We start from the raw sequence: 25,903 nt of genomic DNA on the forward strand, positions 1-25,903 counted from the left end.
GGAGCCGGGGGCGGGGCCCGGGGCGCAGCCGTGGCCCGCCCCGGGCCCGCCCGCGTGGAGCCGGGCCGAACCGCCGGCCGCGCCCGCCCTGCCCGCGCAGCTCGCCCTTCCGCAGGGCTACCGACAGGCCGAGCCCCCGGGGCGGCCCGCGCCCGGCGGCCCGCCCCCGGCACCGCAGCCGGCGCCGTGGACCGGGCTCGACGCCGAGCGGGCCCGGCATACGCGCATGGCCGTCGTCGGCGCCGTCACCGAGCGGTGGGCCCCCGAACAGGCCGGACCCGTGCACGGCCACTGGCAGCTCGCGGCGCCCGTCGGGCCCGCCACCGACCTCTGGGCGCTCGGCGCACTGCTCTACCGCGCCGTGCAGGGCCACGCCCCGTACCCGGAGGACAGCGTCGCCGAGCTCGTCGAGATGGTCTGCGCCGAACCCCCCGCCTTCGCCGAGGAATGCGGCGCGCTCCGCCCCGTCGTGGAGTCGCTGCTGCGCCAGGACCCCACCGAGCGGCCCGACTTCGAGGAGCTGCGCGGCTGGCTGCGCTCGCTCGTACGGTCCGCGCCCGAGCCGGACGCCGGACTCGGGATGCTGCCGATGCCGGAAGCGGACCCGGCGCGGCTGCCCGTCGTACGCCGCCGCGGCGAGGTCCACGGACGGCACCGCAACCCCGCGGCCGCCCGCAAGCCGATGGCGCTCGGCCGGACCCTGCTCGTCGGCATCCTGGTCCTCCTGGCCGGGGCCGTCGCGTACGCCATGCTGTTCATGCCCCGGGCCGGGGTGCCGCAGGACCAGGACGGCCCCGGGGAGCCCACCGCGCACACGTCGTCGCGGCCGAGCCCCTCCCAGGTGCCCACCGGCACGCCCGAGTCCAAGCCCGCCCCCCAGACCACGGGGCCCGCCGCGTCGCAGGCCGCACCCGCGCCGGCCCCGCCGGGCTACACCACCCAGCAGGACCCCGAGCACTTCGAGATCGCCGTCCCCGAGGGCTGGGAGCGCCGCGGGATCAACGAGGCGGGCCAGGTCCGGTACACCGACGGGGCGTTCGTGCTGACCGTGGTCCCCGGCCGGGACAAGGTCGAGGGCAATCCGGACCCGGCGGCGTACCAGAAGGACAAGGAGCCCGAGCTGACGCCGTACCGGACCTCCACATGGTCGACCGTCGGGGACGTGAAGACCACCAGGGTCGGACAGCAACTGCGGGCCACGGGACGCTACACGTGGATCGACGGGACCGGCCGCAACGTGTTCGCCCGCAATTTCGTCGTCGCACTGGGCGGCAGTTACCACGTCGTCCTGGTGACCGGTCCGGAGGACGAACAGACCAAGGTCACCGAAGTCTTCGAGAAGGCCACGGCGAGTTACAAGGCGGGCGGATGAGCGGATATTGACGACCGATCAGTACGGCGATTGCGTCACAGTGCCGTCTTTCGGCGCCCGGGCGGTTCCGACAGCCCCCGTGGGCTCCGTAATCTGGCCTGAAGTGCAGAGAGCGGCGGGAATTCGTGGAACAGCAGACAGGTGGGGGCGCCGTGCTGGCGGGCCGGTACAGGCTCGTCGAGCCGATCGGCCGGGGCGGTATGGGCAAGGTGTGGCGCGCGCATGACGAGCTGCTCCACAGGACCGTCGCGGTCAAGGAACTGACGGCGGGTCTGTACGTCGCCCAGGCCGACCGGGACGTCATGCACGCCCGGACGCAGAAGGAGGCCCGGGCGGCTGCCCGGATCCAGCACCCGGCGGTGGTCACCGTCCACGACGTGCTGGAGCACGACGACCGGCCGTGGATCGTCATGGAGTACATCGACGGCCCGTCCCTCGCCGAAGCCGCCAAGGCGGCGGGGCGGATCGAGCCGCGCGAGGCGGCCCGGATCGGGCTCCACGTGCTCGGCGCGCTGCGCGCCGCGCACGCGGTCGGCGTGCTGCACCGGGACGTGAAGCCGGGCAACGTGCTGCTCGCCAAGGACGGCCGGGTACTGCTCACGGACTTCGGGATCGCCGCGATCGAGGGCGACTCGTCCATCACCCGCACCGGCGAGATCGTGGGCTCGATCGACTACCTGGCGCCCGAGCGGGTCACCGGCGGCATCCCCGACCCGTCCTCGGACCTGTGGTCGCTGGGCGCCACCCTCTACACGGCGGTGGAGGCCCGCTCGCCGTTCCGCCGCACCTCGCCCATCTCCAGCATGCAGGCCGTGGTCAACGACGAGCCGCCGGCACTGCGCCAGGCCGGGGCGCTGGGTCCGGTGATCACGTCCCTGCTGCGCAAGGACCCGATGGAGCGGCCCTCGGCGGAGGAGGCCGAGCGGATGCTGCTGGAGGCGATGGAGGGCCGCGAGCCGAAGGCGGCGCACGCGTACGTGCCCACGCGGGCGGTCACCTCCGAGGAGCTCGCCCCGGCGCAGGACCGGCCCGAGGAGCCGGCCCCGCACGAGGACGTCGCGCGGACGGCCCCGCTGCCGGAGCCCGCCGTCTCCGGGACGGCGGCCGCGGCCGCCGCGCCCGCGGACCGGGACGGCGGCTGGCTCAAGCGCGCCGCGGTGGTGGCCCTGGTGGCCGCGCTGCTCGGCGGCGGCGGCGTCTTCGGGGTGCTCAAGTACACCGGTGACGCGGGCAAGCAGGGCGATCCGGACCGGGTCGCGAGTTCGACGGGCGGGCAGTCGGGCGACGACGGCAAGCCGCAGGCGGCGGCCCCGCCGGCCGGGTACACCAAGGTCGTGGACCCCCTCGCCGGCTTCACGCTGTTCGTCCCCGAGGGCTGGACGCGCAAGGCGAACGGCGACCAGATCGACTACACCCCGGACGACGGCAAGCACTTCATCCGGATCGCCGCCGACCCCACCCCGGACTACGGGACGCCGTTGGACCACCTGACCGACCTGGAGAAGCAGGTGGCGAAGCGGACGGACTACAAGAAGGTCCGGCTGAACCAGAACACCTTCCGGGACAGCACCCGGGCCGCGCTCTGGGACTTCACCTGGACGGAGAAGCAGAACCACCCCGGCCCGCGCCGGGCCAAGGAGCAGATGTACATCGCTCCGGACGGCACGGAGTACGCCATCTACATGTCGAGCCCGGTGGCGACCTGGGCCATCACCGAGCAGCAGTTCGACGTCGTGCTCAGCGGCTGGGAGCCGCCCGCCAAGAAGCCCTGATCGGCGCCGATCAGGGCATCCTGCCAGCGATCACTGGCGGAAATGGCAAAATCCGGTTACCGGCGGGTACCCAAAGGCTGTCGGGCGCAATACGCTCACCGGCATGACGGACTCGCAGGCCTCCGAAGCCCCCCTCCGCACCGCGCCGCAGCCCACCAACCCGGTCGCCCCGGCCCCGGCCGGCGCCCGCACCGCGGCCGACGTGGTGACCCCCGACCTGGTCGCACGGCTGACCCGCGGAGTGATCGGCTCAGGCCGCACCGCCAACCACACCCCCTTCACCGGGGACCGGCTGGCGGAGCTCCCCGAGGCCACCCCCGAGGACGTGGCCGAGGCCTTCGACCGGGCCCGCGCCGCCCAGCCCGCCTGGGCGGCCCTCCCCGTGCGGCAGCGGGCGGCCGTGCTGCTGCGCTTCCACGACCTGGTCCTGGCCCGGCAGGCCGAGGTCCTCGACCTGATCCAGCTGGAGACCGGCAAGGCCCGCCTGCACGCCCACGAGGAGGTCCAGGCGGTCGCCGTCTCGGCCCGCCACTACGGCCGCAAGGCACCCTCGTACCTGCGGCCCAAGGGCCACACGGGCGCGATGCCCACCCTGACCAAGGTCACCGAGCTGCGCCAGCCGCGCGGGGTCGTCGGCCAGATCGCCCCCTGGAACTACCCCCTGGAGCTGTCGGTCGGCGACGCCCTGCCGGCCTTCGTCGCGGGCAACGCGCTCGTCATGAAGCCCGACACCGAGACCGCCCTGACCGCCCTGTGGGCCCGCGACCTGCTGATCGAGGCCGGACTGCCCGCCGAGGTCTTCCAGATCGTCCTCGGCGAGGGCCCCGTCGTCGGCCCCGAGGTGGTCCGCCACGCCGACTACGTCTCCTTCACCGGCTCCACCCGCACCGGCCGCGAGGTCGCCCGCGGCGCCGCCGACCGGCTCGTCGGGGTCTCCCTCGAACTCGGCGGCAAGAACGCCATGCTCGTCCTGCACGACGCCGACATCGAGAAGGCCGCCGCGGGCGCCGTCCGCGCCTGCTTCTCCTCCGCCGGCCAGCTGTGCATCTCCATCGAGCGGCTCTACGTCCACGCCTCGATCGCCGACGAGTTCGTCGAGCGGTTCGCCGCCCGGACCCGGGCCATGCGCCTGGGCAGCGCCCTCGCCTACGGCGCCGACATGGGCTCGCTGGTCGGCGAGCGCCAGCTGGAGACCGTGCAGCGGCACGTGGACGAGGCCGTCGCCAAGGGCGCCACCCTCGTCGCCGGCGGCACCGCCCGCCCCGACATCGGCCCGCTGTTCTACGAGCCCACGATCCTCGACGGCGTCGAGGCCCCCATGGCGGTCTGCGGCGAGGAGACCTTCGGCCCGGTCGTCTCGATCTACCGCTTCACCGACGAGGAGCAGGCGATCGCCGAGGCCAACGCCACCGCCTACGGCCTCAACTCCAGCGTCTGGACCAGGGACGCCCGCCGCGGCCACGCCGTCGCAGCCCGCCTGCGCACCGGCACCGTCAACATCAACGAGGGCTACGCACCCGCCTACGGCAGCGCCCAGGCCCCGATGGGCGGCATGAAGGACTCCGGCCTCGGCCGCCGCCACGGCTCCGAGGGCATCCTCAAGTACACCGAGGCCCAGACCGTCGCCCACCAGCGACTGGTCCCGATGGCGCCCTCGCTGGGCATGGACGACGAGAAGTACGCGGCGTTCATGACCCGCAGCCTCAAGGTCATGAAGGCTCTCCGACTGCGCTAAGGGGTATCCGTGTCGCACGACGACGCGTCCGACGACGCCTACGACTACGACGTCATCGTCATCGGATCGGGCTTCGGAGGGTCGGTCTCGGCCCTGCGCCTGACCGAGAAGGGCTACCGGGTCGGCGTCCTGGAGGCAGGGCGCCGCTTCACCCGGGAGAGCCTGCCGAGGAACAGCTGGGACCTGCGCAACTACCTGTGGGCCCCGGCGCTCGGACTGTACGGGATCCAGCGGATCCACCTGCTCGGCAACGTCATGGTGCTCGCGGGCGCCGGCGTCGGCGGCGGCTCCCTCAACTACGCCAACACCCTGTACGTGCCGCCCCGGGCCTTCTTCGAGGACCGGCAGTGGGCGTCCATCACCGACTGGCGCGAGGAACTCGCCCCGTACTACGACCAGGCCAAGCGGATGCTCGGGGTGCGCCTCAACCCGACCATGACCCCCTCCGACGTCCACCTCAAGGCGGCCGCCGAGAAGATGGGCGTGGCGGACACCTTCCACATGGCCCCGGTCGGCGTCTTCTTCGGCGACGGCGAGGACGCCGCGGACGGGCCCCGCGTCCGGCCCGGCGAGGAGGCCGCCGACCCCTACTTCGGCGGCGCCGGCCCCACCCGCAGGGCCTGCACCGAATGCGGCGAGTGCATGACCGGCTGCCGGCACGGCGCGAAGAACACCCTGAACGAGAACTACCTGCACCTCGCCGAGCGGGCCGGCGCCGTCATCCACCCCATGACGACCGTCACCGCCCTGTCCGAGCACCCGGACGGCGGCCACCGCGTCCGCACGGTGCCCACCGACGGCCGCCGCCGCGGGAAGGCGAAGGTGCTGCGCTGCCGGTACGTGGTCCTCGCGGCCGGCACGTACGGCACGCAGACCCTCCTGCACACCATGAAGGACCGCGGCGAACTGCCGCGCCTGTCGCAGCGGCTCGGCGAGCTGACCCGGACCAACTCCGAGGGCATCATCGGCGCGCAGACCGACGACCGCCGCTACCGCAGGCGCCGCGGCGCGGGCCCCGGCACGGAGCGGAGGGCCGACTTCACCAGGGGGGTGGCGATCACCTCCTCCGTGCACCCCAACGCCGACACCCACATCGAGCCGGTCCGCTACGGCAAGGGCTCCAACGCGATGGGGTTCATGACCGTCACGCAGGTCCCCTACGGCGCCCACCGGGTCCGCGGCTGGCTGGCCAGGGCCGCGAAGCACCCCCTCCAGCTGGCCCGGTCGCTGTCCAACCGGCGCTGGTCGGAGCGCACCATCATCGGCCTGGTCATGCAGTCCCTGGACAACTCGCTGACCACCTACCGCAAGCCGGGCGGCATCGGCAAGGGCCTGCTCACCGCCCGCCAGGGGCACGGCGCCCCCAACCCCGTCCAGATCGCGGAGGCCACGCAGGCCGCGACCCTGCTGGCCGAGGAGATCAACGGCTTCCCCGGCAGCAACGTCGGCGAGCTGATGGGGACCCCGCTGACCGCGCACTTCCTCGGCGGCTGCCCGATCGGGGCGTCGGCGGGCGAGGGCGTGGTGGACCCGTACCACCGGCTCTACGGCCATCCGGGCATCTCGGTGGTGGACGGCTCGGCGGTCTCCGCGAACCTGGGGGTCAACCCGTCGCTGACGATCACCGCACAGGCGGAGCGGGCGATGTCGTACTGGCCCAACAAGGGCGAGCGGGACCCGCGGCCCGAACAGGGCGCGGCCTACACCCGCCTGGACGCCGTGGAGCCGGTCCGGCCGGCCGTGCCCAAGGACGCGTTCGGCGCGCTGCGGCTGCCGTTCCTGGCCGTCCCCGATATTCCCCCACGGGATCCGGAACCTGCCGGATGACGACGGTGGGTACCGCGCTCCCCCTCCGAGCGCGGTACCCACCGCGGTACATACGTGACAGATGTTCAGCCTTGATGGTTGTACCGGAATCCGCCGAGCCGGGCTGTGGCGTCGATCACACAGTGAACGAGGCAACTGCGACTCGCGCTCGACCGTCAACGGCAGCATGAGAAAGCGCATCTCCTTGCTGGCTGCCTGCGGCGTCGCCGCCCTGGGGCTCGCAGCCACTCCGGCACACGCCGCGGACCCCGTCTTCACCCTGGCCGGGCCGGCCGAGATCGGCCTGCGCCCGCACCCCGGGCAGAGCGGCACACCGCAGAAGACCTCGGTCGAGTTCCGGCTCGTCAACGACACCGCCTCCGCGTTCGACCGCCGGAGCACCTTCACGATCGACCTGAGCGGCCTCAAGGGGATCGCCGACGTCGCCCTCGCGAAGCAGCAGGGCTCGGACTGCACGCTCACCGAGGCCGCCGTCACCTGCAAGCGCCCCGCGCTGTGGAAGGGCGAGACCGGCATCGTCGACCTCGACCTCAGCGCCGCCCCCGGCAGCAAGGCCGGAGCCACCGCCGACCTCACCGTCACCGGCAAGGCCGAGGGCGCCACCTTCAAGGCCGCCACCACCAAGGTCCGCGTCGGCGGCCCCGACCTGGTACTGGAACGGGCCGCGCTGAAGGAGGAGCAGAAGCCGGGCGACAAGCAGAACCTGTCGATCGTCTTCGCGAACGAGGGAACGGAGCCCGTCCAGGGCGTCGTCCTGGAGATGCGCACCACCCACGGCATCGACCTGCTGGAGCAGTACGACAACTGCTCCTACTCCGAGGACACCGGTGAGGGACAGCCCCTGAACACGGCCTGGAGCACGGTGCAGTGCCTGCTGGAGGGCGAGTACAAGCCGGGCAGCGTCTACGGGGTCGACGGCTCGCTGACCCTCAAGGCCGCCCCGCACGCCTTCGCCGACACCCTCACCTACGCCGTGTACGCCGACGGGCACCAGCCGAAGGCCGCCAAGACGTCCAGGAAGCCGACCGGCGGCAAGAAGCTGGCGGTGCGGGAGCGCGCCGCCGAGGCCTCCGCGCAGTCGGCGGACCTCGACCCCTGGAACAACCTCCAGGAGTTCGACTTCCGGACGAAGAACAGCGCCGACCTCGTGGCCTGGCCCGTCGCCCTCGCCGGCGGGACGGGCGAGACGGTCCGCGCCGACTTCGGCTTCCGCAACAACGGTCCCGCCTGGGTGGCGGAACTGCGTTCCGGGAAGAGCGTCGCCCGCACCGACATCGTGATCCCCGCCGGTACGAAGGTCACCAAGGTCCCGGCCGGCTGCCACGGCGTCAACGCCGACGGCACCGCCCGCGAGCAGACGCTGGGCGCGCCGCGCTACTTCTGCTCCACCGGTCACGTGGTGGGGGAGCGGGAGAAGTTCAGCTACCCGTTCGAGCTGAAGATCGAGCAGGTCGTGGCGAACGCGGCGGGCTCCGTCTCGGTCGGCCAGGGAACACCCGAGGGCACCAAGGGCCAGCCGTGGGACCCGAACCACGCCAATGACAAGACGCCCGTCGTGATCAGCGCGAAGGACGGCGGCGCCTCGCCGTCGCCGACCGCCACGACCAGCCCCTCGCCGACCGCGACGGCGACCACCTCGGCCACGCCGACCGCCACCGCCACCTCGGGCGCCACGGCGAACGGCGGCCTCGCCGCGACCGGCAGCTCCGCCGGGATGCTCGCGCTCGGCGGCGCGGTGCTCGTGGCCGCGGGCGGCGGCCTGGTCCTGGCCTTCCGCCGCAGGACCGGCGCGCACGTCTAGCGGCCCGGCTCCGTACGCAGAACGGCCGGCCCGGGGCGTCCCCCGGGCCGGCCGTCTTTACGGGGTGACCGGGCTGCTGTCCCCTGCCGTCCGGTCACGCGAAGGAGCGAGGTCCCACGACGCACGCACCACGAGGCGTACGTCTCATCGCTCCTGCGAGCCACGCGTGGTGTTGCGGTTCCGCGGCTGGCTGACGCGGACATCCTCACCAACGAAGCGTCCCGGGGCCGGTCACGCTCCGGACGGGTGACGAACAGCCGTCACACCCGGCCCCGGCACAGCTCCAGCAGGGTCATCGCGAGGGCCGTGCCGGGCTTGCCGAGGGCGTCGCTCCAATGGGAGAGCACCTCCATCTCGCGGGACAGGTGCACGCGGCGCCCGCCCGAGGCGATCCGGGCGTCCTGGATGACCGTCGAGACGGCCATCCGCTCCTGGATCAGCCCGATGATCCGGTCGTCGATGGCGTCGATACGGGTCCGGGACTCGGCGATCAGCTGCTCGGGGGTGGTGGTGACGCTCATGGTGTTCTCCTGTGGGTCGTGCCGGCAGGAGCGGAAGCGCAGAGCGCCCCGGTCCTGTCGGACCGGGGCGCTCTGGGAAGTCAGCGGCTCAAGCGAGCATCACGATGACCCATGGCGACCGGACCGGCCGGTGCCATAGGTAAAGAGGAAGCTCAGCTGCTTGCGCACGAAACGGATTATGGCCCGGCGTCCGCTCGCGTGCCAAGCCGATTCGGATGGTGAGACGAAGGGGCCCCGGCGTCCCCCGTTAGAATCGACAAAACAGCCACCTCTTCCGCCGGAAGGCCGCCCCGTGCCAGAAGCACCCTCCGCCGCCCACGACAGCGCCCCGGACACGGTTCTCGTCGTCGACTTCGGCGCACAGTACGCCCAGCTCATCGCCCGCCGCGTCCGCGAGGCACGGGTCTACAGCGAGATCGTGCCGAGCTCGATGCCCGTCGACGAGATGCTGGCCAAGAACCCCAAGGCGATCATCCTCTCCGGCGGTCCGTCCTCCGTCTACGAGGAAGGCGCCCCGCAGCTGGACCGCGCCCTCTTCGAGGCCGGGATCCCCGTCTTCGGCATGTGCTACGGCTTCCAGCTGATGGCGACCACCCTCGGCGGCACCGTCGACAACACCGGCGCCCGCGAGTACGGCCGCACCCCGCTGCAGGTCTCCAAGGCCGGCTCCACCCTCTTCGAGGGCACCCCGGAGAACCAGTCGGTGTGGATGTCGCACGGCGACGCCTGCTCCGCCGCCCCCGAGGGCTTCACCGTCACCGCGTCGACGAACGTCGTGCCCGTCGCGGCCTTCGAGAACGACGAGAAGAAGCTGTACGGCGTGCAGTACCACCCCGAGGTGATGCACTCAACGCACGGCCAGCAGATCCTGGAGCACTTCCTCTACCGCGGCGCCGGCCTGGCCCCCACCTGGACCACGGGCAACATCGTCGAGGAGCAGGTCGCGGCCATCCGCGCGCAGGTCGGCGACAAGCGCGCCATCTGCGGCCTGTCCGGCGGCGTGGACTCCGCGGTCGCCGCGGCCCTCGTACAGAAGGCCATCGGCTCCCAGCTGACCTGCGTCTACGTCGACCACGGCCTGATGCGCAAGGGCGAGACCGAGCAGGTCGAGAAGGACTTCGTCGCCGCCACCGGCGTGCAGCTGAAGGTCGTCGACGCCCAGGAGCGCTTCCTGAACGCGCTCGCCGGCGTCTCCGACCCGGAGACCAAGCGGAAGATCATCGGCCGCGAGTTCATCCGCGTCTTCGAGCAGGCCCAGCTGGAGATCCTCCAGGAGGAGGGCCCCGCGGTCGCCTTCCTCGTGCAGGGCACCCTCTACCCGGACGTCGTCGAGTCCGGCGGCGGCACCGGCACCGCGAACATCAAGTCGCACCACAACGTCGGCGGCCTCCCCGACGACATCGAGTTCGAGCTCGTCGAGCCGCTGCGCCAGCTGTTCAAGGACGAGGTCCGCATGGTCGGCCAGGAGCTCGGCCTGCCCGACGAGATCGTCCAGCGCCAGCCCTTCCCCGGCCCCGGCCTCGGCATCCGCATCGTCGGCGAGGTCACCAAGGAGCGCCTGGACCTGCTGCGCGAGGCCGACGCCATCGCCCGCCACGAGCTCACCGCGGCCGGCCTGGACCGCGAGATCTGGCAGTGCCCGGTCGTCCTGCTCGCGGACGTCCGCAGCGTCGGCGTCCAGGGCGACGGCCGCACCTACGGCCACCCGATCGTGCTGCGCCCCGTCTCCTCCGAGGACGCCATGACCGCGGACTGGACGCGCATGCCGTACGAGGTGCTGGCCCGGATCTCCACCCGCATCACCAACGAGGTGCCCGAGGTCAACCGTGTGGTCCTCGACTGCACGAGCAAGCCCCCGGGCACCATCGAGTGGGAGTAAGGGGCCCCGCCCCGCACGACGGCGCCGCCGCTCAGCCAGGCTGAGCGGCGGCGCCGTCGCCGTTTCGACGCCCGCGCGCCTCTGTTCTCCTCACGCCGCGGCCAGTACCTTGCGCCGACGACGGCGGAGACGGACCGGAGGAGGGCGGGCGATGTCCGAGGAGACGGCGGCGCCGGGCACACGGCCCGGCCCGGTGCCGGTGGACCGGCTGCGGTTCGAGATGCCGCCCGCGCACACCGACCCGGCCGAGGAGCGCGCGCACCGCAAGGAGCGCCTCGCCGGGACGCTGCGGCTGTTCGCGCGCCTGGGGTACGAGGACGGGGTCGCCGGGCACGTCACCGCCCGGGACCCGGAGCTCGACGACTGCTACTGGGTCAACCCCTTCGGCCGCGCCTTCGTCGCCCTCCGCCCGGAGGACCTGCTGCTCGTCGACGGGGACGGGCACGTGGTGCAGGGGGAGCGGCGGGTCAACCAGCTGGCCTTCGCCGTGCACGCCGCCGTGCACCGGGCACGCCCCGAGGCGGTGGCCGTCGTCCGCGTGCAGGCCCCGTACGGCAGGGCCCTGGCCGCCCTCGGTGAACTGCTCGCCCCGATCACCCACGAGGCCTGTGCCTTCTACGAGGACCACGCGCTCCTCGACGAGTACGCCGGAGCGCAGGACGGCGCTCGGATCGGCCGCGCGCTCGGCCCGTACAAGGCGCTCGTCCTGCGCAACCACGGGCTGCTGACGGTCGGCGCTTCGGTGGACGCGGCCGCCTGGTGGTTCGTCGCGGCGGAACGGGCGGCGCAGGTCCAGCTGATCGCACGGGCCGCCGGGAAGCCGGTGCCCATCGACCACCACAGCGCCGTCGCCACCCGCGAGCGGTTCGGCGGGGACCTCGCCGCCTGGGTGAGCTACCAGCCGCTGTGGCAGACGGTCGCGGCCATGACGGCCACGGACAAGGTGTCCGCGGACGTGGCGTCAACATCATGAACCGTTAATCACCTGCTCTGACATCGTGCGCAATCCGGAGCACTGCCGCAGTGGTGCACAATTCGCTGGCATTGCCCCGTAGTTCAGAGAGGCGGCACGTACGTGGCTGTCCAAGAGATGTCCCGCGGCACCCATACCGCTGCCTGCGCCTGCGAAGAGTGCGCACGGGAAGGGCACCGCCGAGCGGTCGCCGCGTTCCTGGAGAAGCGCGAGGAGTTCGCCGCCGGACAGGGCGTTCCGGCCGCCGTGGCCCACTCCCTCGGCGCCTCCCGCCAATGGGTCTCCGACGAACTGGCCCTGTCCGCCCGCAACGTCGCCGACCGGGGCCGGGAAGCCGGCAACTCCTGGCTGTACGTGTTCTCGCGGCGGGCCGTCCTCGCCGTGTGGATCGCCGCCGGCGTCCTGCTGCTGATCCAGGTCGCCGCCGCGCTGGGCACGGGCTGGTCCACGGCCCGCACCGCCGGACTGCTCGCCGCGCTGCTGCTGGCCGGGCTGCTGACGGTCGCGGCCCGCGCCCAGTCGCTGCGCGGCGGGCTGCTGGCCCCGCTGGTCGGCGAGGACAACCGGCTGTCCACCTCGAAGGCGGTGCCCAGTGCCTGGGTGGTGCTCACGGCGTTCGCCACCCTGCTGCCCGCGCTGCGGCTGGCGGCGTCGGCCCCCGGCCCGGAGCGCCGGGCGCTGTACGCGGGCCTCGCCCTGGACCGGGCGCTGCCGCTGCTGTCGGTGGTCGTGCTGACCTCCGCGGTGGCGGTGCTGGTGCGCCGGGTCGTCTCCGTCCGCATCATGGGCCAGCGGCTGCAGAAGCTGCCGGCCGACCGGCCGCGCGGCGCGGACCTGCTGACGGACGACGCGGGCCGCGGCAGCTTCCCGGACGCGCAGTACGTGCTCGTCTCGACGGTCGTCCTGGCCTACGCGGCGGCCTCACTCGCCCGTTTCCCCGACCGGCTGCCGCAACTGCCGTGGTCGCTGGCCCTGCTGGTCGCCCTGTCGGCCGCGGTGTACCTGGCGGCGAAGTACGCGGAGGGCAGCCGCCCGCTCGTGCTGTCGGTGGTGCGCAGACGGGAGCCCGGGGACCTGGACGCCGCCGTCCGACCCGGGGACGACATCGAGATCCGCGGCGTGGGCTTCGTGCCGCCCGGGGCGCAGACCCCGGAGATGCTCGCCCGGCTGGTGGTGCGGATCGGGGCGGTCCACGTGCACGTACCGCTGGTTCCGGTGCCCGGCGGGTTCACCAACCCCTCCGACGCGGTGCTGACGGTGCCGGTCCCGGCGGAAGTGGAGCCGGGGCGCACCGAGATCCAGGTGGTCACGGCCGCCGGAGTGGAATCCAACCGCTGCACCATCGACGTGGCCGAGTGATCGGGGTAGACATGTCGCGTGACCAGAACCGAAGCACCTCCCCGGACCGACGTACCGCGCGGGCTGCGTGACCAGGCTGCCCGGTACCACCTGCTGCCCCTGCGGCTCTTCCTCGGCGTGACCTTCGTCTACGCGGGGCTGGACAAGCTGCTCGATCCCGCGTTCCTCTCCGCCTCCGGCGAAGGATCCATCGGCGAGCTGATGCGCGGGGTGCGCGACACCTCCGCCGTCCCCGCCCTCGTGGACCTGTCCCTCGAATCCCCGGTGGGCTTCGCCGTGTTCCTCGCCGTCGCCGAGATCCTGGTGGGCCTCGGCACCCTGGTCGGGCTGCTGTCGCGGACCGCGGCCGCCGGCGGGGCGCTGATCTCGCTCAGCCTGTGGCTCACGGTGTCGTGGGCGGTGTCCCCGTACTACTACGGCAACGACCTGATCTACCTGATGGCCTGGACCCCGCTGATCCTCGCCGGTGCGCCCTACCTGTCGCTGGACTCGGAGATCCGGTCGCGCCGGTCCCGGCGTACCGCGTAGGTGACCAGGCCCACCAGGGCGGCCAGCGTCAGCCCGCCCGCGGTCATCGGGACGACCGCGTACCACGGCAGGTCGGCCTCGCCGGTGGTCTCGACGAGGTACAGCACGCCCGCCACCAGCAGGACCAGTCCCGCGATCAGCCGTCCCGGCTGGAACTCATGACGCCGCACGGGCCACCTCCACCTGTCCGATACCCGCACCGAGGTCCAGCTCGATCGTCCCGCCGGCCTCGGTGCCGGCGGCCGGCGCGAGGGTCGCCGTCCGGTTCTGCTGCCCGGGCCCGGCCCGCTCGATGCGGCCCGCGTAGTCGCCCGGCAGCTGGATGTCGCCCAGGCGGCGGACCGTGACGTCCGCCCGGGCGGTGACCTCCCGGGGCAGGAGCACCTTGAGCCGGCCCGCGTCGATGGAGGCCCTGACGGCCACGGTGGTGCCCTTTGGCACGTCCAGCCGACTCAGGTCCAAGGTCGCCAGCCCGGTGCCCGCCTCGTACTCGGGCCGTACGTCGGCCACCGCGGCCGGCCGCCACTCGACCTCCCGCCAGTCGGTGCCGATCTCGCGCGGCAGCGCCGCGGCGCCCGCCAGCAGGCAGGAGGTGAACACGGCCAGCACGACCGTGCCGAAGCCGGTCCGCCCCAGCAGCGAGCTGACCGCCAGGCCCAGACCGAAGACGATCAGGGCGGCGGCGAGCCCGGTCTGCAGGGCCTCGCCGAGGGGGCTGCCCTCCCATTTCGCCGCGGTACCGGCCGCCCCCGCCAGCAGGGCGAACACGAACACCCGGCCGCCGATGCCGCCGCGCCCCCGGACCGGGGTGGCGGCGGGCGGCCGTACGTACACGTCCGCGGCCCTCCCGGCCTCGGACTCCACCGGGTCGGCGGCGCCGTCGGGCCCCCACAGGTACCCCGTCGAGCCGACCGGTCCGGTCGTGCCGTCCTTGACCAGCGGGTCCCGCCACCACGAGGGGGAACCGGGAGCCGGCGGGGCCTTCGTCTCCGGCGGGGCGGCCGGAGAGTGCGCGGCGCGGGGCGCGGCCCCGCCCGCGGCGGGCGCCTCCGCCTCGGGGGCGACGGCCTGCCGCCGCCGCTGCGACCAGTAGGAGGCACCGCCCAGCGCCAGCACCACCAGGACCGAGAACACCGCCAGCGCGCCGTTGTCCAGCATCGACAGGAACAGCGCACAGCCCACCAGGGCGGTGAACACCGCCGCCAGGGTCGCCCCCTCGACCCGGCCCGTCAGCAGCTTCTTCGCCTCGCTGTCCTCCTCGCCCTCCTGCGGGAGCAGCAGCCACGCGAAGCCGTAGAAGATGAGGCCGACGCCGCCCGTGACCGCGAGGACGCCGAGGACGATACGGAAGACCACCGGGTCCAGGTCGAAGTACCGGCCCAGGCCGCCGCACACGCCCGACAGGACCTTGTCGCGCTTGCTGCGGCGCAGGGGCGGCCGGGTCTCGGCCGCCCGGGGTGCCCCGGCGCCGGTCGGCGGGGCGTCGTGTACTTCGGTCATGCGTCCATGGTGACGGCCCGCGCGGGCCCCCGGAATCCGGTCCTACCCTGGCGCAACCCTGAGATCTCCCGGGCGGAACTGGGGGGATGCCCTGATGCCCCGCCGCGGCCCCCCGTGTGACCCTTGGTGACATGCCCCTAGCCGCCGCCTCCCGCCCCCCGCACGCCCCGGACGCCGACGACCCGCCGCAGCGCAAGCTGTACCGCAGCGCCGACGGCCGGATGCTCGGCGGTGTCGCGCGCGGTCTGGCCGGGCACCTCGGGCTGCCCGTGGGCTGGGTCCGGCTCGCCTTCCTCCTGCTGTTCATGTGGGGCGACGGGCTGGGCGTCCTGCTCTACGCCGCGTTCTGGGTGTTCGTACCGCTCGGTGTCGGCGGCCGCGCCGGGCACCGCTCCTTCTTCGAGGCCCTCCCCGACGGCACCCGGCGCCTGCGCAAACCCGACCGGGGACAGATCACGGCACTGATCGCCCTGTTCGTCGGCGCCGGCATCTTCATCTCCAAGGTCCAGCTGGGCGGCGAGTCCGGGCGCTACGTGTGGCCGACGCTGCTGGTCGGGGCCGGGGTGGTCCTCGTCTGGCGGCAGGCCGACAACGCCCGCCGGGCCCACTGGACCACCGCCGCCGGACGGCACGGGCGGCTCTTCCAGGCCGCCCGCGCGCTCGCCGGGGTCGCCCTGGTCGGTGTGGGCCTCACCGTCTTCATCGTCGTACGCGGCTCCGCCGCGCAGCTCGGCAACGTCCTGACCGCCACCCTCGCCGTGCTCGTCGGCGTCGCCCTGCTCGCCGGACCCTGGCTGATCCGGATGACGCAGGACCTCTCCGAGGAGCGGCTCATGCGCATCCGGGCCCAGGAACGCGCCGAGGTCGCCGCCCACGTGCACGACTCGGTGCTGCACACCCTCACCCTGATCCAGCGCAACGCGGAGGACGTCGGCGAGGTGCGCCGGCTCGCCCGCGCCCAGGAGCGCGAGCTGCGCAACTGGCTCTACAAGCCCGAGGGCACCGGCAAGGACGAGGCCGAGGAGCCGGCCACCCTGGCCGAGGCCGTGAAGAAGACCGCCGCCGAGGTGGAGGACCACCACGGCGTGCCCATCGAGGTCGTCGTCGTCGGGGACTGCCCGCTCGACGAGAAGCTGGGCGCCCAGATCCAGGCCGCGCGCGAGGCGATGGTCAACGCCGCCAAGTACGGTGGCGAGGGCGGCCCGGTACAGGTGTACGCGGAGGTGGAGGGGCAGACGGTGTTCGTGTCCGTTCGGGACCGGGGCCCGGGCTTCGACATCGACGCGGTACCCGAAGACCGCATGGGCGTACGAGAATCGATCATCGGCCGGATGCAGCGCAACGGCGGGACCGCACGGCTGCGGTCCGCGCCCGACGGCGGCACGGAAGTCGAGCTGGAGATGGAGAGGGCGGCGAACGCGGCATGACCGAGGCCGGAGAGAACGCAGGCACGGGGGAGACCAGGCGCGTCCGGGTGGTGCTCGTCGACGACCACAGGATGTTCCGCACGGGGGTGCAGGCCGAGATCGGTGAGACCGACCGGACCGGCGTCGAGGTCGTCGGCGAGGCCGCCGACGTCGACCAGGCCGTCACCGTCATCACCGCCACCCGGCCCGAGGTGGTCCTCCTCGACGTGCACCTGCCCGGCGGCGGCGGCGTCGAGGTGCTGCGGCGCTGCGCCCCGCTGATGGCGGCCGCCGAGCACCCGGTGCGCTTCCTGGCGCTGTCGGTGTCCGACGCGGCCGAGGACGTCATCGGTGTGATCCGCGGCGGTGCGCGCGGCTACGTCACCAAGACCATCACCGGCACCGACCTGGTGGACTCGGTCTTCAGGGTGCAGGACGGGGACGCGGTGTTCTCGCCGCGGCTGGCGGGCTTCGTGCTCGACGCGTTCGCCTCCACGGACGCGCCGCCGGTGGACGAGGACCTGGACCGGCTCACGCAGCGCGAGCGCGAGGTGCTGCGGCTGATCGCGCGCGGCTACGCCTACAAGGAGATCGCCAAGCAGCTCTTCATCTCGGTGAAGACGGTGGAGTCCCACGTCTCGGCGGTACTGCGCAAGCTGCAGCTCTCCAACCGGCACGAGCTGACCCGCTGGGCCACGGCCCGCCGCCTGGTGTGATGTCGGGCGGCCCGCGGCCTGCGGTGTGACCCACACCGCAGGCCGACTCGGCAACCGGGCTCCCGCCGGCCGCACTCTAGGCTGGCGTGATGAGCTTGACCGGTACACCCTTCTTCGTGTCGGTGATCGCGCTGACCGTGATCGCCGTCATCCTTCCCCTCGCCGTCTGGAGCAAGGTGCGCGGCCCTGCCGCCGTACGCACCCTGCTCCGTGCCCTGATGGTGCTGTTCGCCCAGGTCACAGCCGTCGCCGTGGTCTTCGTCGGCGTCAACAGGGCCGAGCACTTCTACAACTCGTGGAGCGATCTGCTCGGCACCGGCACGTACGTCACCGCGGCCCCCGACCTCGGCCCCGACGGCCTCGGCGGCAAGAAGGTGGAAGAGGCGCCGAAGGTCAAGCAGGCGTTCCAGCCCGTCGAGGGCCTCGGCGGACGCGTCCAGAAGACCGAGCTCGACGGGAAGGTGTCCGGGGTCAGGGGCGACGTGCTGGTGTGGCTGCCGCCGCAGTACGACGACCCGGCCTTCAAGAACAGGAAGTTCCCCGTCGTCGAGCTGATCCCCGGCATCCCGGGCACGGGCAAGTCCTGGTTCCAGGGGCTCAAGGTGCACGAGGTGCTGGAGCCGCTGATGAAGAGCGGCAAGGTGCAGCCGTTCATCCTCGTCTCGCCGCGCGCCATGCTCGTGGGCAACGGCGACACCGGCTGCGCCAACCTCCCCGGCAAGGTCAACGCGGACAGCTGGTTCAGCGTCGACGTCCGCAAGATGGTCGTGGACAACTTCCGGGCCTCGGACGAGGCCCGCACCTGGGGCGTCGCCGGCTACTCGGCCGGCGCCTACTGCGCCGCCAAGCTGGCGATCGCCCACCCCGACCGCTACAGCGCGGCCGTCTCCCTGTCCGGCTACAACGACCCCGGCCAGGAACCCTCCTCGCTCGTCGCGCAGGACCCGCAGCTGCGTGTGTCGCACAACCTGAAGAACGTCCTCAAGGCCCAGCCGGCGCCGCCGGCGGTCTCGCTGTGGATGTCGGGCGCCGAGCAGGACGGATACCTGTCGGGCATGGACCTCAAGGCGCTCGCGCAGCAGCCGACCGTGGTGCACGCGGAGAAGGTCACCGGCGGCCACAACCTCGACTCGTGGTCCAAGCAGCTGCCGCAGACCTTCGGCTGGCTGAGCGGCGTGGTCAAGGCCCCGTAGGAGGGCGGGCTCACGCGGGACGCCTCACGCGCGGCGCCTCACGCCGGGCGGGAGGCGCCGGCCCAGGGCATCGAGTCGATCGGCGCGAGGCGGACCGTCGATCCCGGGCGCGGCGCGTGGATCATCTGGCCGTTGCCGACGTAGAGGCCGACGTGCGTGATCCCGGAGTAGAAGAACACCAGGTCGCCGGGGGCCAGCTGGTCGCGGGACACACGCCGGCCGGCGTTGATCTGGGTGTAGGTCGTGCGGGGCAGCGAGACCCCGGCCGAGCGCCAGGCGGCCTGGGTCAGCCCCGAGCAGTCGAAGGAGCCGGGCCCCGTCGCGCCCCACACGTAGGGCTTGCCGATCGAGGAGTACGCGAAGGCCACGGCGCGAGCCGCGCGGGAGCCGTCGGCGGGCGGCGGGGGCGCGGCGGTGACCGGGCCGGAGGGCGCGGTGGCCGCGCCGGGCGCCTGGGCGTCGTAGGCGGCCCGCTCCTCGGCGGTGAGCTTGGCCAGCAGGCGCTTGGCGGCGGCGAGCTTCTCCTCGGCCTCCGCCTTGTGGGTGGCGAGTTCGTCCCGCCGGGAGCCGAGGTCGGCGAGCCGGCCGGAGGCCTGCTCCCGCAGCTTGGAGACCTCGTCCAGCTTGCGGCGCACGGTGGTGATCCCGGCGGCGCTGCGGTCCCCGGCGCGGGAGACGAAGGAGGCCTGGGCGAGGTACTCCTGCGGGTCGTCCGCCAGGGCGAGCTGTACGGCGGTGCCCAGGGATCCGCTGCGGTACTGGGAGGCGGCGAGCGTCCCGAGCGCGCTGCGGGCGGTGTTGAGCTGGTCGGCCTTGCGGGCGGCCTCGTCGCGCAGGCCGGTCAGTGCCCTTTCGGCCTCGTCGGCCTGCTCCTTCGCCCCGTTGTACCGCTCGGTCGCCGCCTCGGCCTCCTCGTAGAGGCGGTCCACCTCCGTCTTGATCTGGGCGGGGGTGGGCCGGGGGGCGGCCTGGGAGGTGCCTTCGAAGGCGGTGGCGGTGGCAGCGCCCGCGAGGGCGATGGTGGCGGCGGTCCGTACCGAACCGCCGGAGAGCGGGCGCTGCCTGGGCTTTCGATGACTGGCCACGAGGGCCTCACGTCCTTCCTCTGCCGGTGCTTGGAGGAGGACGCTAGACCCGGAGGTAACGGGCGGATGACGTGATGACCGTAAGTGCCCCGATGCGACCGGAGCTGGCCGCACAGGACCGGAATGGATCGTTCCGGTGTGGGTCAGTGCCAGAGAAGGGCGATGAAGATGTTGATCACGGTCAGTCCGCCGACCGCGCCGAACAGCGCCGTGTCCACGTGCTCCTCATCACGCTTGACGTAGACGAGGGCGAGGATCACGAACAGGAGGGCGAGCTTCACGCCGACCTTGATGTGGTTGACGGGCGTGCCGTCCATCTCGTTGAAGCCGACGAGGAGCACGCCGGTGACGAGCATGGTCAGCGCGCCGTGCAGCATGGCGGGCGTGAAGCGGGCGGTGCCCGCGCTCATCGCCTTCATCTGGGTCAGGAAGCCGCCGAGGAGGGCGGCGATCCCGATGATGTGCAGGCCGACGAAGACACTGATGAGTACGTCCATGGCAGTCGAGCGTACGGGTGCGGACGGGCGGCCGAGGAAGCGGGTCAGCCCCTCGGTGACGGCCCGCCGGGCCGCCGCTGCGGGGACGGCGGCGGCTGCCGCCGACGCGCACGGCCCGGGCGTGGAGCGGGCCGGCACTCGGCACTGTCCGTACGAGAACTGCGTACAGTGGGGGCATGCCTGCCGCTGCCGACCTGACCCACCCCGCCGCCGACCGCCTCGAGCTGGTCGACGTCCTGGCGGCGCTCGGGCATCCCGTCCGGCTGGAGATCGTCCGCAGGCTCGCCTCCGGCGAGGAGGCCTTCTGCGGCGAGGTCGTGCCCGACCTGCCCCGGTCGAGCGTCACGCACCACCTCAGGACGCTGCGCGAGAGCGGAGTGATCTGCCAGCGCCCCCAGGGCCGCAGGCTCTCCCTCGCGCTGCGCCGCGACGACCTGGAGCTCCGCTTCCCCGGTCTGCTGGAACTCGTGCTGGCCTGTCGGTCCCGCCCCCTAGACTCGGAATGCGATGAGCAGCCTCTTTGACGACAGCTTCCTGGCGGACCTCACCCCCTCCGACGAGGTCCCGCCGCCGCCCGAGGAGTACCCCGCCCCCGAGGCGGGGGCGGACGACCTCTTCGGCGGTCACTTCGACGTGCCCATGACCGGGGACGCGTACTACCGGGACGGCGCCCCCAAGCCCGTCATCGACCCGGCGGCGCTCCTCGACGGCCTGAACGAGCAGCAGGCCGCCGCCGTGGTGCACGCGGGCTCCCCCCTGCTCATCGTGGCCGGCGCCGGCTCCGGCAAGACCAGGGTGCTCACGCACCGCATCGGCCACCTGCTGGCCGCCCGGAACGTCCACCCCGGCCAGATCCTGGCGATCACCTTCACCAACAAGGCCGCAGGCGAGATGAAGGAGCGCGTCGAGGGCCTGGTCGGTCCGCGCGCGGGCGCCATGTGGGTCTCCACCTTCCACAGCGCGTGCGTGCGCATCCTGCGCCGCGAGTCCAAGCGGCTCGGTTTCACGTCCTCGTTCTCGATCTACGACGCGGCCGACTCCAAGCGCCTGATGGCGCTCGTCTGCCGCGACCTGGACCTGGACCCGAAGAAGTTCCCGCCGAAGTCCTTCAACGCCAAGATCTCGAACCTGAAGAACGAGCTGATAGACGAAGAGGCCTTCGCCGACCAGGCCGCCGACGGTTTCGAGAAGACGCTCGCCCAGGCGTACGCGATGTACCAGGCGCGGCTGCGCGAGGCCAACGCCCTCGACTTCGACGACATCATCATGACCACGGTGCACCTGCTCCAGGCCTTCCCGGACGTCGCCGAGCACTACCGGCGCCGCTTCCGGCACGTCCTGGTCGACGAGTACCAGGACACCAACCACGCGCAGTACACGCTCGTGCGCGAGCTGGTCGGCACCGGCTACCCGGACCTGCCCCCGGCCGAGCTGTGCGTGGTGGGTGACGCCGACCAGTCGATCTACGCCTTCCGCGGCGCGACCATCCGCAACATCCTCCAGTTCGAGGAGGACTACAAGGACGCGACGACGATCCTGCTGGAGCAGAACTACCGCTCCACGCAGACGATCCTCTCCGCCGCCAACGCAGTCATCGAGCGCAACGAGAACCGCCGCGCCAAGAACCTGTGGACCGAGGCCGGCACCGGCGCGGTCATCACCGGCTACGTCGCGGACACCGAGCACGACGAGGCGCAGTTCGTCGCCGACGAGATCGACCGGCTCACCGACGCCGGCGACGCCAAGGCCGGCGACGTCGCGATCTTCTACCGGACCAACGCCCAGTCCCGCGTGTTCGAGGAGATCTTCATCCGGGTCGGCCTGCCGTACAAGGTCGTCGGCGGCGTCCGCTTCTACGAGCGCAAGGAGGTCCGCGACGTCCTCGCGTACCTGCGCGTCCTCGCGAACCCGGAGGACAACGTCCCGCTGCGCCGCATCCTGAACGTCCCCAAGCGCGGCATCGGCGAGCGCGCCGAGGCGATGATCGACGCCCTCGCGCTGCGCGAGAAGATCACCTTCCCGCAGGCGCTGCGGCGCGTCGACGAGGCCTTCGGCATGGCGGCCCGCTCCACCAACGCGGTGAAGCGGTTCAACACGCTGATGGAGGAGCTGCGTACGATCGTCGACTCGGGCGCCGGCCCGGCGGTGGTGCTGGAGGCGGTCCTGGAGCGCACCGGCTACCTCGCCGAACTCCAGGCGTCGACCGACCCGCAGGACGAGACGCGCATCGAGAACCTCCAGGAACTGGCCGCCGTGGCCCTGGAGTTCGAGCAGGCGCGCGAGGCCGCGGCCGCCGAGGCGCCGGAGGGTACGGCGCCGGCGGGTCCCGGCACGCTCGCCGAGTTCCTGGAGCAGGTCGCCCTCGTCGCCGACTCCGACCAGATCCCCGACGAGGACGAGGACGGCTCCGGCGTCATCACCCTCATGACCCTGCACACCGCCAAGGGCCTGGAGTTCCCGGTGGTCTTCCTGACGGGCATGGAGGACGGGGTCTTCCCGCACATGCGCGCGCTGGGCCAGACCAAGGAACTGGAGGAGGAGCGCCGCCTCGCCTACGTCGGCATCACGCGGGCGCGCGAACGGCTGTACCTGACCCGGTCCGGCATGCGCAGCGCGTGGGGCACCCCCTCGTACAACCCGCCGTCGCGGTTCCTGGAGGAGATCCCGGACCAGTACCTGCAGTGGAAGCGCACGGGGGCGGCCCAGAAGCCGGCCGGCCCGATGCGCAGTTCGGGCTACGGCTCGGGCACGGGCGGCGGACGGTCCTCCTTCGGCACCTCGCCCGAGGCCTTCCTGTCCTCGTCGCGTACGAAATCGGGCCCGTCCGGGTTCGCGACGCGCCGGGCCGCCGACAAGCCCGTCATCGCGCTGGTGGTCGGGGACCGTGTCACGCACGACCAGTTCGGGCTCGGCACCGTGATGGAGGTCAAGGGAGCGGGCGCGGACGCGCAGGCCACCATCGACTTCGGCGACGACAAGCCCAAGCGGCTGCTGCTGCGGTACGCGCCGGTGCAGAAGCTCTGAGGGCCGGCCGGGCACCCCGGACGCACGGGTGCCCGGCAGCGAGAACGCTGCCGGGCACCTGTGGAACCGGTCGTGGCGAGGTGCTTACCTCGGGTCCAGGCCCTTGCTGCGCAGCCAGGCCAGGGGGTCGATCGCGGAGCCGCCGCCGGGGCGGACCTCGAAGTGCAGGTGCGGGCCGGTGGAGTTGCCGGAGTTGCCCGAGTAGGCGATGACGTCGCCCGCCTTGACCTTGCCGCCGCGGATCTTGGTGGAGCTGAGGTGGCAGTACCAGGTCTCGGTGCCGTCGGGCGCGGTCACTATGGCCATGTTCCCGTAGGCGCTGTTGTACTGCGTGCGTACCGTGCCGTCGGTGGCGGCCATGACGGGGGTGCCGTAGGACACCGGGAAGTCGATGCCGGTGTGCACCGACATCCACATGCCGCCGGCCTGGCCGAAGCTGGCGCTGAGGCCGTGCTGCGCCACGGGGATCGCGAACTTGGGGCGGGCGGCCTCCTTGGCCGCGGCCTCCTCGGCCTTCTTCTTCTTTTCCTCTTCTTGGCGCTCGCGCAGGTCGATGCGCTCCTGCGTGCGGCTCGCGCGGTCCGCGAAGTCGCCCGCGTCGGCGCTGAGCGCGACCAGCTGGGTGTCGAGCTTGGTGTTCGCGGCGACCGGCTTCACCGAGGCCGGGTCGGGCGCGGCCATCGTGGTGGTGTCCTCGCCGGGCTTGTCCGTGCCGGTCAGCCCGCCGACGGAGGCGGCCGCGACGCCCGCGACGCCCATGACGCAGGCGGAGGGAACCGCGACGGTCAGCAGGGCGGAACGCTTCGCCGGGGTGCGCCGGCGGCCGCCGGTCGCCTTGCCGCCGCCGGCCTTGGCGGTGCCCTTGCCGGCGGTCCGGCGCGCGGAGCGCGGCGCGGAGGTCACCGGCATCGCCTGGGTGGGCATGTCGTGCACGCCGTGCAGTTCGTGGACCTCGGGCAGCTCGTACTCCTCGGCCGCCTCGGGTGCCGGGTCGGAGAGCACCTCGAAGACGGCGGTCTCGCTGTACGTGTCGGTCGCGGCCGCGGTCGCGGTCTCCGGCTCCGTCGCGGCGGCCTGGGCCTCGTGGACGTAGCCGTCGGTGCCGAGGGTGGTCGTGCCGTACGCGTAGTCCTGCTGCGCGGGCTGGTAGTCGTACGCGTATGCGGCCTCGGGCTGCGCCGGGGTCTGCGTGACGGTGTTCCAGGCGGTCGCGTCGTAGGCGCCGGTCTCGGTGCCGGTGGTGCCGAAGCCCGGCATCGCCCAGTGGCCGGTCTGCTCGGCGGAGGTGTCGTAGCCGAAGGAGGCCGTCGGATAGGCGGTGTAGCCGGAGTAGTCCGCATCCGTACCCGTACCGGCGCCCGTGCCGGCCGCGTTCCAGGCGCTCGCGTCCCAGCTCCCGGTGGTGTCCTCGGGTGCGGACTGCGAGGGGATCGTGGACAGGTAGGGGTCCTGGGAGGTCCACGCGGTGGTGTCGTACGCGCCGGTGTCGTAGGAGCCGTAGGCGGCGTAGTTGACCCCTTGGCCCTGCGTTTCGTAGGAAACGTAGGCCGAGTCACCAGCGAAAGCGGTGGTGGAAAGGCCGTCATACCCGGCATCCGGGTACTGGCCCGACGAGGGGCGGTCGTTCACCAACTTCTCTTTCGCCTCGGCAGTGGGGGCCTGGGTGGCCGGGAACTCGAAGTTCACCGGAGGAGAGCAGTGGCGTGACTGTACCCGGCGGTTACTCGCAACGACAATCTTCGCCGGGTCCCCAGATCAGCGGAACCGGGCATTCGGCCGTCTTTCGGTCGCCGAAAGACGCAGCCTTGGCCTTGAGTTCGAAATATGTTCGACTCCCGGTCGCCGGAAGGTCAGGCGACGGAAGCGGCGTCCAGGCCTGCCACCAGGGCCGGAGCGGGACCGTCGAGGGTGCGCCCCACCGCTGCGATGACCGCCGGGTGCGCCGGCAGCGCGAGATGGCCGATCCCCATGACCTGCACGTTTTCCACACACAGATCAGCGTGTTCGATCCGGGCGCTCCCCACCGGGGCCATCAGCGTGTCGAACTCGCTCCAGAACGCCACGCAGCGCGTGGCGCAGCCCGGCGAGGGCGCCGCCAGCTCGGTCAGCACCTCGGAACCCGGGCGCATCTGCCGCACCAGGGGGTGCGCGTCCAGGAACGGGGCGACCCGCGTACCGGAATGCGGGGTGCCGAGCGTGACCAGGGTGCGTACGCGCGCGTCCCCGCCGAGGCGCTGCACGTAGTACCGGCCGACCAGGCCGCCCAGGCTGTGCCCGACGAGGTCCACCCGCTCCTGCCCGGTGCGCTCGCACAGCTCCTCGACACGCCGGGCGAGCTGGCCGGCGATGACCCGCAGGTCGAGGGCGAGGGGCGAGTAGTTGTACGCCTCCACGTGCCGCAGGCCGCCGGCGCCGAGGGCGCGCCGCAGCAGGACGAATACGGACCGGTTGTCGGTGAAACCGTGGAGCAGCAGGACGGGCGGGCGTGTCGTGGCGGGGACGCGGGCGATCTTCTCCTGGCACACCCCGGTGGGGTACAGCAGGAGGTGCCCGCCGAGCACGACGACCTCCAGTGCGCCCGCCCGCAGCGCGGCACCGGAGAAGGGGACGGGGACGGATACCGGTAAGGACAGACCCATCGACGGCCTCCTGTGACGTCCTGGGACGGCGGCCAGCCGCCGCGCCACCGTGCCGTGCGGCTGGCGGCACGGTGGC

21 protein-coding genes are annotated in these 25,903 nt (G+C 72.7%); 14 read left to right on the forward strand and 7 right to left on the reverse strand.

Annotated elements, in window-relative coordinates; all coding sequences use genetic code 11:
• The 5 genes from AVW11_RS37520 to AVW11_RS26855 form a co-directional block, all read left to right on the forward strand.
• On the forward strand, window positions 1–1,372 hold a 1,372-nt coding region (locus AVW11_RS37520), incomplete at its 5' end, for a serine/threonine-protein kinase (RefSeq protein ID WP_476755989.1).
• A gap of 125 nt (window positions 1,373–1,497) precedes the next feature.
• Window positions 1,498–3,144 carry a serine/threonine-protein kinase gene (locus AVW11_RS26840; protein ID WP_030851458.1) on the forward strand — a complete coding sequence of 549 codons (1,647 nt, stop codon included), beginning with the start codon at window positions 1,498–1,500 and terminating at the stop codon, window positions 3,142–3,144.
• Window positions 3,145–3,247: 103 nt separating this feature from the next.
• Window positions 3,248–4,879 (forward strand): succinic semialdehyde dehydrogenase, encoded by a 1,632-nt coding sequence (locus AVW11_RS26845; RefSeq protein ID WP_030851455.1) that lies wholly within the window; start codon window positions 3,248–3,250, stop codon window positions 4,877–4,879.
• A gap of 9 nt (window positions 4,880–4,888) precedes the next feature.
• Window positions 4,889–6,706: a GMC oxidoreductase gene (locus tag AVW11_RS26850; RefSeq protein ID WP_076046297.1), complete on the forward strand. Its 1,818-nt coding sequence runs from the start codon at window positions 4,889–4,891 to the stop codon at window positions 6,704–6,706.
• A gap of 166 nt (window positions 6,707–6,872) precedes the next feature.
• Entirely contained in the window at window positions 6,873–8,507 is a 1,635-nt protein-coding gene (locus tag AVW11_RS26855; protein WP_143568910.1) for a peptidase, read from the forward strand.
• 260 nt (window positions 8,508–8,767) lie between these two features.
• Here AVW11_RS26855 and AVW11_RS26860 read toward each other — a convergent pair whose 3' ends face one another.
• The gene (locus AVW11_RS26860) at window positions 8,768–9,028 is read right to left on the reverse strand and encodes a chorismate mutase (RefSeq protein ID WP_031147873.1); all 261 of its coding nucleotides are present in this window, start codon (window positions 9,026–9,028) and stop codon (window positions 8,768–8,770) included.
• 292 nt (window positions 9,029–9,320) lie between these two features.
• Here AVW11_RS26860 and guaA point away from each other — a divergent pair, with 292 nt between their 5' ends.
• The 4 genes from guaA (at window position 9,321) to AVW11_RS26880 (ending at window position 13,767) form a co-directional block, all read left to right on the forward strand.
• The gene (gene guaA / locus AVW11_RS26865; RefSeq protein ID WP_030851445.1) at window positions 9,321–10,907 is read left to right on the forward strand and encodes a glutamine-hydrolyzing GMP synthase; all 1,587 of its coding nucleotides are present in this window, start codon (window positions 9,321–9,323) and stop codon (window positions 10,905–10,907) included.
• A gap of 151 nt (window positions 10,908–11,058) precedes the next feature.
• Entirely contained in the window at window positions 11,059–11,880 is an 822-nt protein-coding gene (locus tag AVW11_RS26870; RefSeq protein WP_076046298.1) for a class II aldolase/adducin family protein, read from the forward strand.
• Window positions 11,881–11,982: 102 nt separating this feature from the next.
• Window positions 11,983–13,239 carry a hypothetical protein gene (locus AVW11_RS26875; protein WP_030851439.1) on the forward strand — a complete coding sequence of 419 codons (1,257 nt, stop codon included), beginning with the start codon at window positions 11,983–11,985 and terminating at the stop codon, window positions 13,237–13,239.
• A gap of 18 nt (window positions 13,240–13,257) precedes the next feature.
• Complete coding sequence (locus AVW11_RS26880) at window positions 13,258–13,767, forward strand: TQO small subunit DoxD (protein WP_076046299.1); 510 nt, start codon at window positions 13,258–13,260, stop codon at window positions 13,765–13,767.
• On the opposite strand, the gene AVW11_RS26885 is transcribed toward AVW11_RS26880, so the two are convergent.
• Both AVW11_RS26885 and AVW11_RS26890 read right to left on the reverse strand, forming a co-directional pair.
• Window positions 13,713–13,937 (reverse strand): hypothetical protein, encoded by a 225-nt coding sequence (locus AVW11_RS26885; RefSeq protein WP_030851434.1) that lies wholly within the window; start codon window positions 13,935–13,937, stop codon window positions 13,713–13,715. The two genes, AVW11_RS26880 and AVW11_RS26885, sit on opposite strands and share 55 nt — an antisense overlap.
• A complete protein-coding gene (locus tag AVW11_RS26890; RefSeq protein ID WP_076046300.1) occupies window positions 13,924–15,267 on the reverse strand; it encodes a PspC domain-containing protein in 1,344 nt (447 codons plus the stop codon). The genes AVW11_RS26885 and AVW11_RS26890 overlap by 14 nt, the downstream gene beginning before the upstream one ends.
• Before the next feature lie 131 nt (window positions 15,268–15,398).
• On the opposite strand from AVW11_RS26890, the gene AVW11_RS26895 reads away from it, so the two are divergent.
• The 3 genes from AVW11_RS26895 (at window position 15,399) to AVW11_RS26905 (ending at window position 18,582) form a co-directional block, all read left to right on the forward strand.
• Window positions 15,399–16,694 carry an ATP-binding protein gene (locus AVW11_RS26895; protein WP_030851430.1) on the forward strand — a complete coding sequence of 432 codons (1,296 nt, stop codon included), beginning with the start codon at window positions 15,399–15,401 and terminating at the stop codon, window positions 16,692–16,694.
• Window positions 16,691–17,389, forward strand: a complete 699-nt coding sequence (locus AVW11_RS26900; RefSeq protein WP_030851426.1) for a LuxR C-terminal-related transcriptional regulator — start codon at window positions 16,691–16,693, stop codon at window positions 17,387–17,389. The genes AVW11_RS26895 and AVW11_RS26900 overlap by 4 nt, the downstream gene beginning before the upstream one ends.
• Before the next feature lie 89 nt (window positions 17,390–17,478).
• Window positions 17,479–18,582: an alpha/beta hydrolase gene (locus tag AVW11_RS26905; protein WP_030851423.1), complete on the forward strand. Its 1,104-nt coding sequence runs from the start codon at window positions 17,479–17,481 to the stop codon at window positions 18,580–18,582.
• Between the two features lie 38 nt (window positions 18,583–18,620).
• On the opposite strand, the gene AVW11_RS26910 is transcribed toward AVW11_RS26905, so the two are convergent.
• Both AVW11_RS26910 and AVW11_RS26915 read right to left on the reverse strand, forming a co-directional pair.
• Window positions 18,621–19,667: a C40 family peptidase gene (locus AVW11_RS26910; protein ID WP_076046301.1), complete on the reverse strand. Its 1,047-nt coding sequence runs from the start codon at window positions 19,665–19,667 to the stop codon at window positions 18,621–18,623.
• Between the two features lie 143 nt (window positions 19,668–19,810).
• Window positions 19,811–20,164, reverse strand: a complete 354-nt coding sequence (locus AVW11_RS26915; RefSeq protein WP_060178889.1) for a hypothetical protein — start codon at window positions 20,162–20,164, stop codon at window positions 19,811–19,813.
• A 176-nt stretch (window positions 20,165–20,340) separates the two neighbouring features.
• On the opposite strand from AVW11_RS26915, the gene AVW11_RS26920 reads away from it, so the two are divergent.
• Window positions 20,341–20,688 (forward strand): ArsR/SmtB family transcription factor, encoded by a 348-nt coding sequence (locus tag AVW11_RS26920; protein ID WP_030851418.1) that lies wholly within the window; start codon window positions 20,341–20,343, stop codon window positions 20,686–20,688.
• The gene (pcrA, locus tag AVW11_RS26925) at window positions 20,672–23,188 is read left to right on the forward strand and encodes a DNA helicase PcrA (protein WP_060178855.1); all 2,517 of its coding nucleotides are present in this window, start codon (window positions 20,672–20,674) and stop codon (window positions 23,186–23,188) included. The genes AVW11_RS26920 and pcrA overlap by 17 nt, the downstream gene beginning before the upstream one ends.
• Before the next feature lie 84 nt (window positions 23,189–23,272).
• On the opposite strand, the gene AVW11_RS26930 is transcribed toward pcrA, so the two are convergent.
• Window positions 23,273–24,874 carry a M23 family metallopeptidase gene (locus AVW11_RS26930; RefSeq protein WP_420856404.1) on the reverse strand — a complete coding sequence of 534 codons (1,602 nt, stop codon included), beginning with the start codon at window positions 24,872–24,874 and terminating at the stop codon, window positions 23,273–23,275.
• A gap of 164 nt (window positions 24,875–25,038) precedes the next feature.
• Complete coding sequence (locus AVW11_RS26935; RefSeq protein WP_060178854.1) at window positions 25,039–25,827, reverse strand: esterase/lipase family protein; 789 nt, start codon at window positions 25,825–25,827, stop codon at window positions 25,039–25,041.
• Between the last annotated feature and the right edge of the window lie 76 nt (window positions 25,828–25,903).

Origin of the sequence: Streptomyces amritsarensis, from assembly GCF_001953875.1 — a bacterium.
GTDB lineage: Bacteria > Actinomycetota > Actinomycetes > Streptomycetales > Streptomycetaceae > Streptomyces > Streptomyces amritsarensis.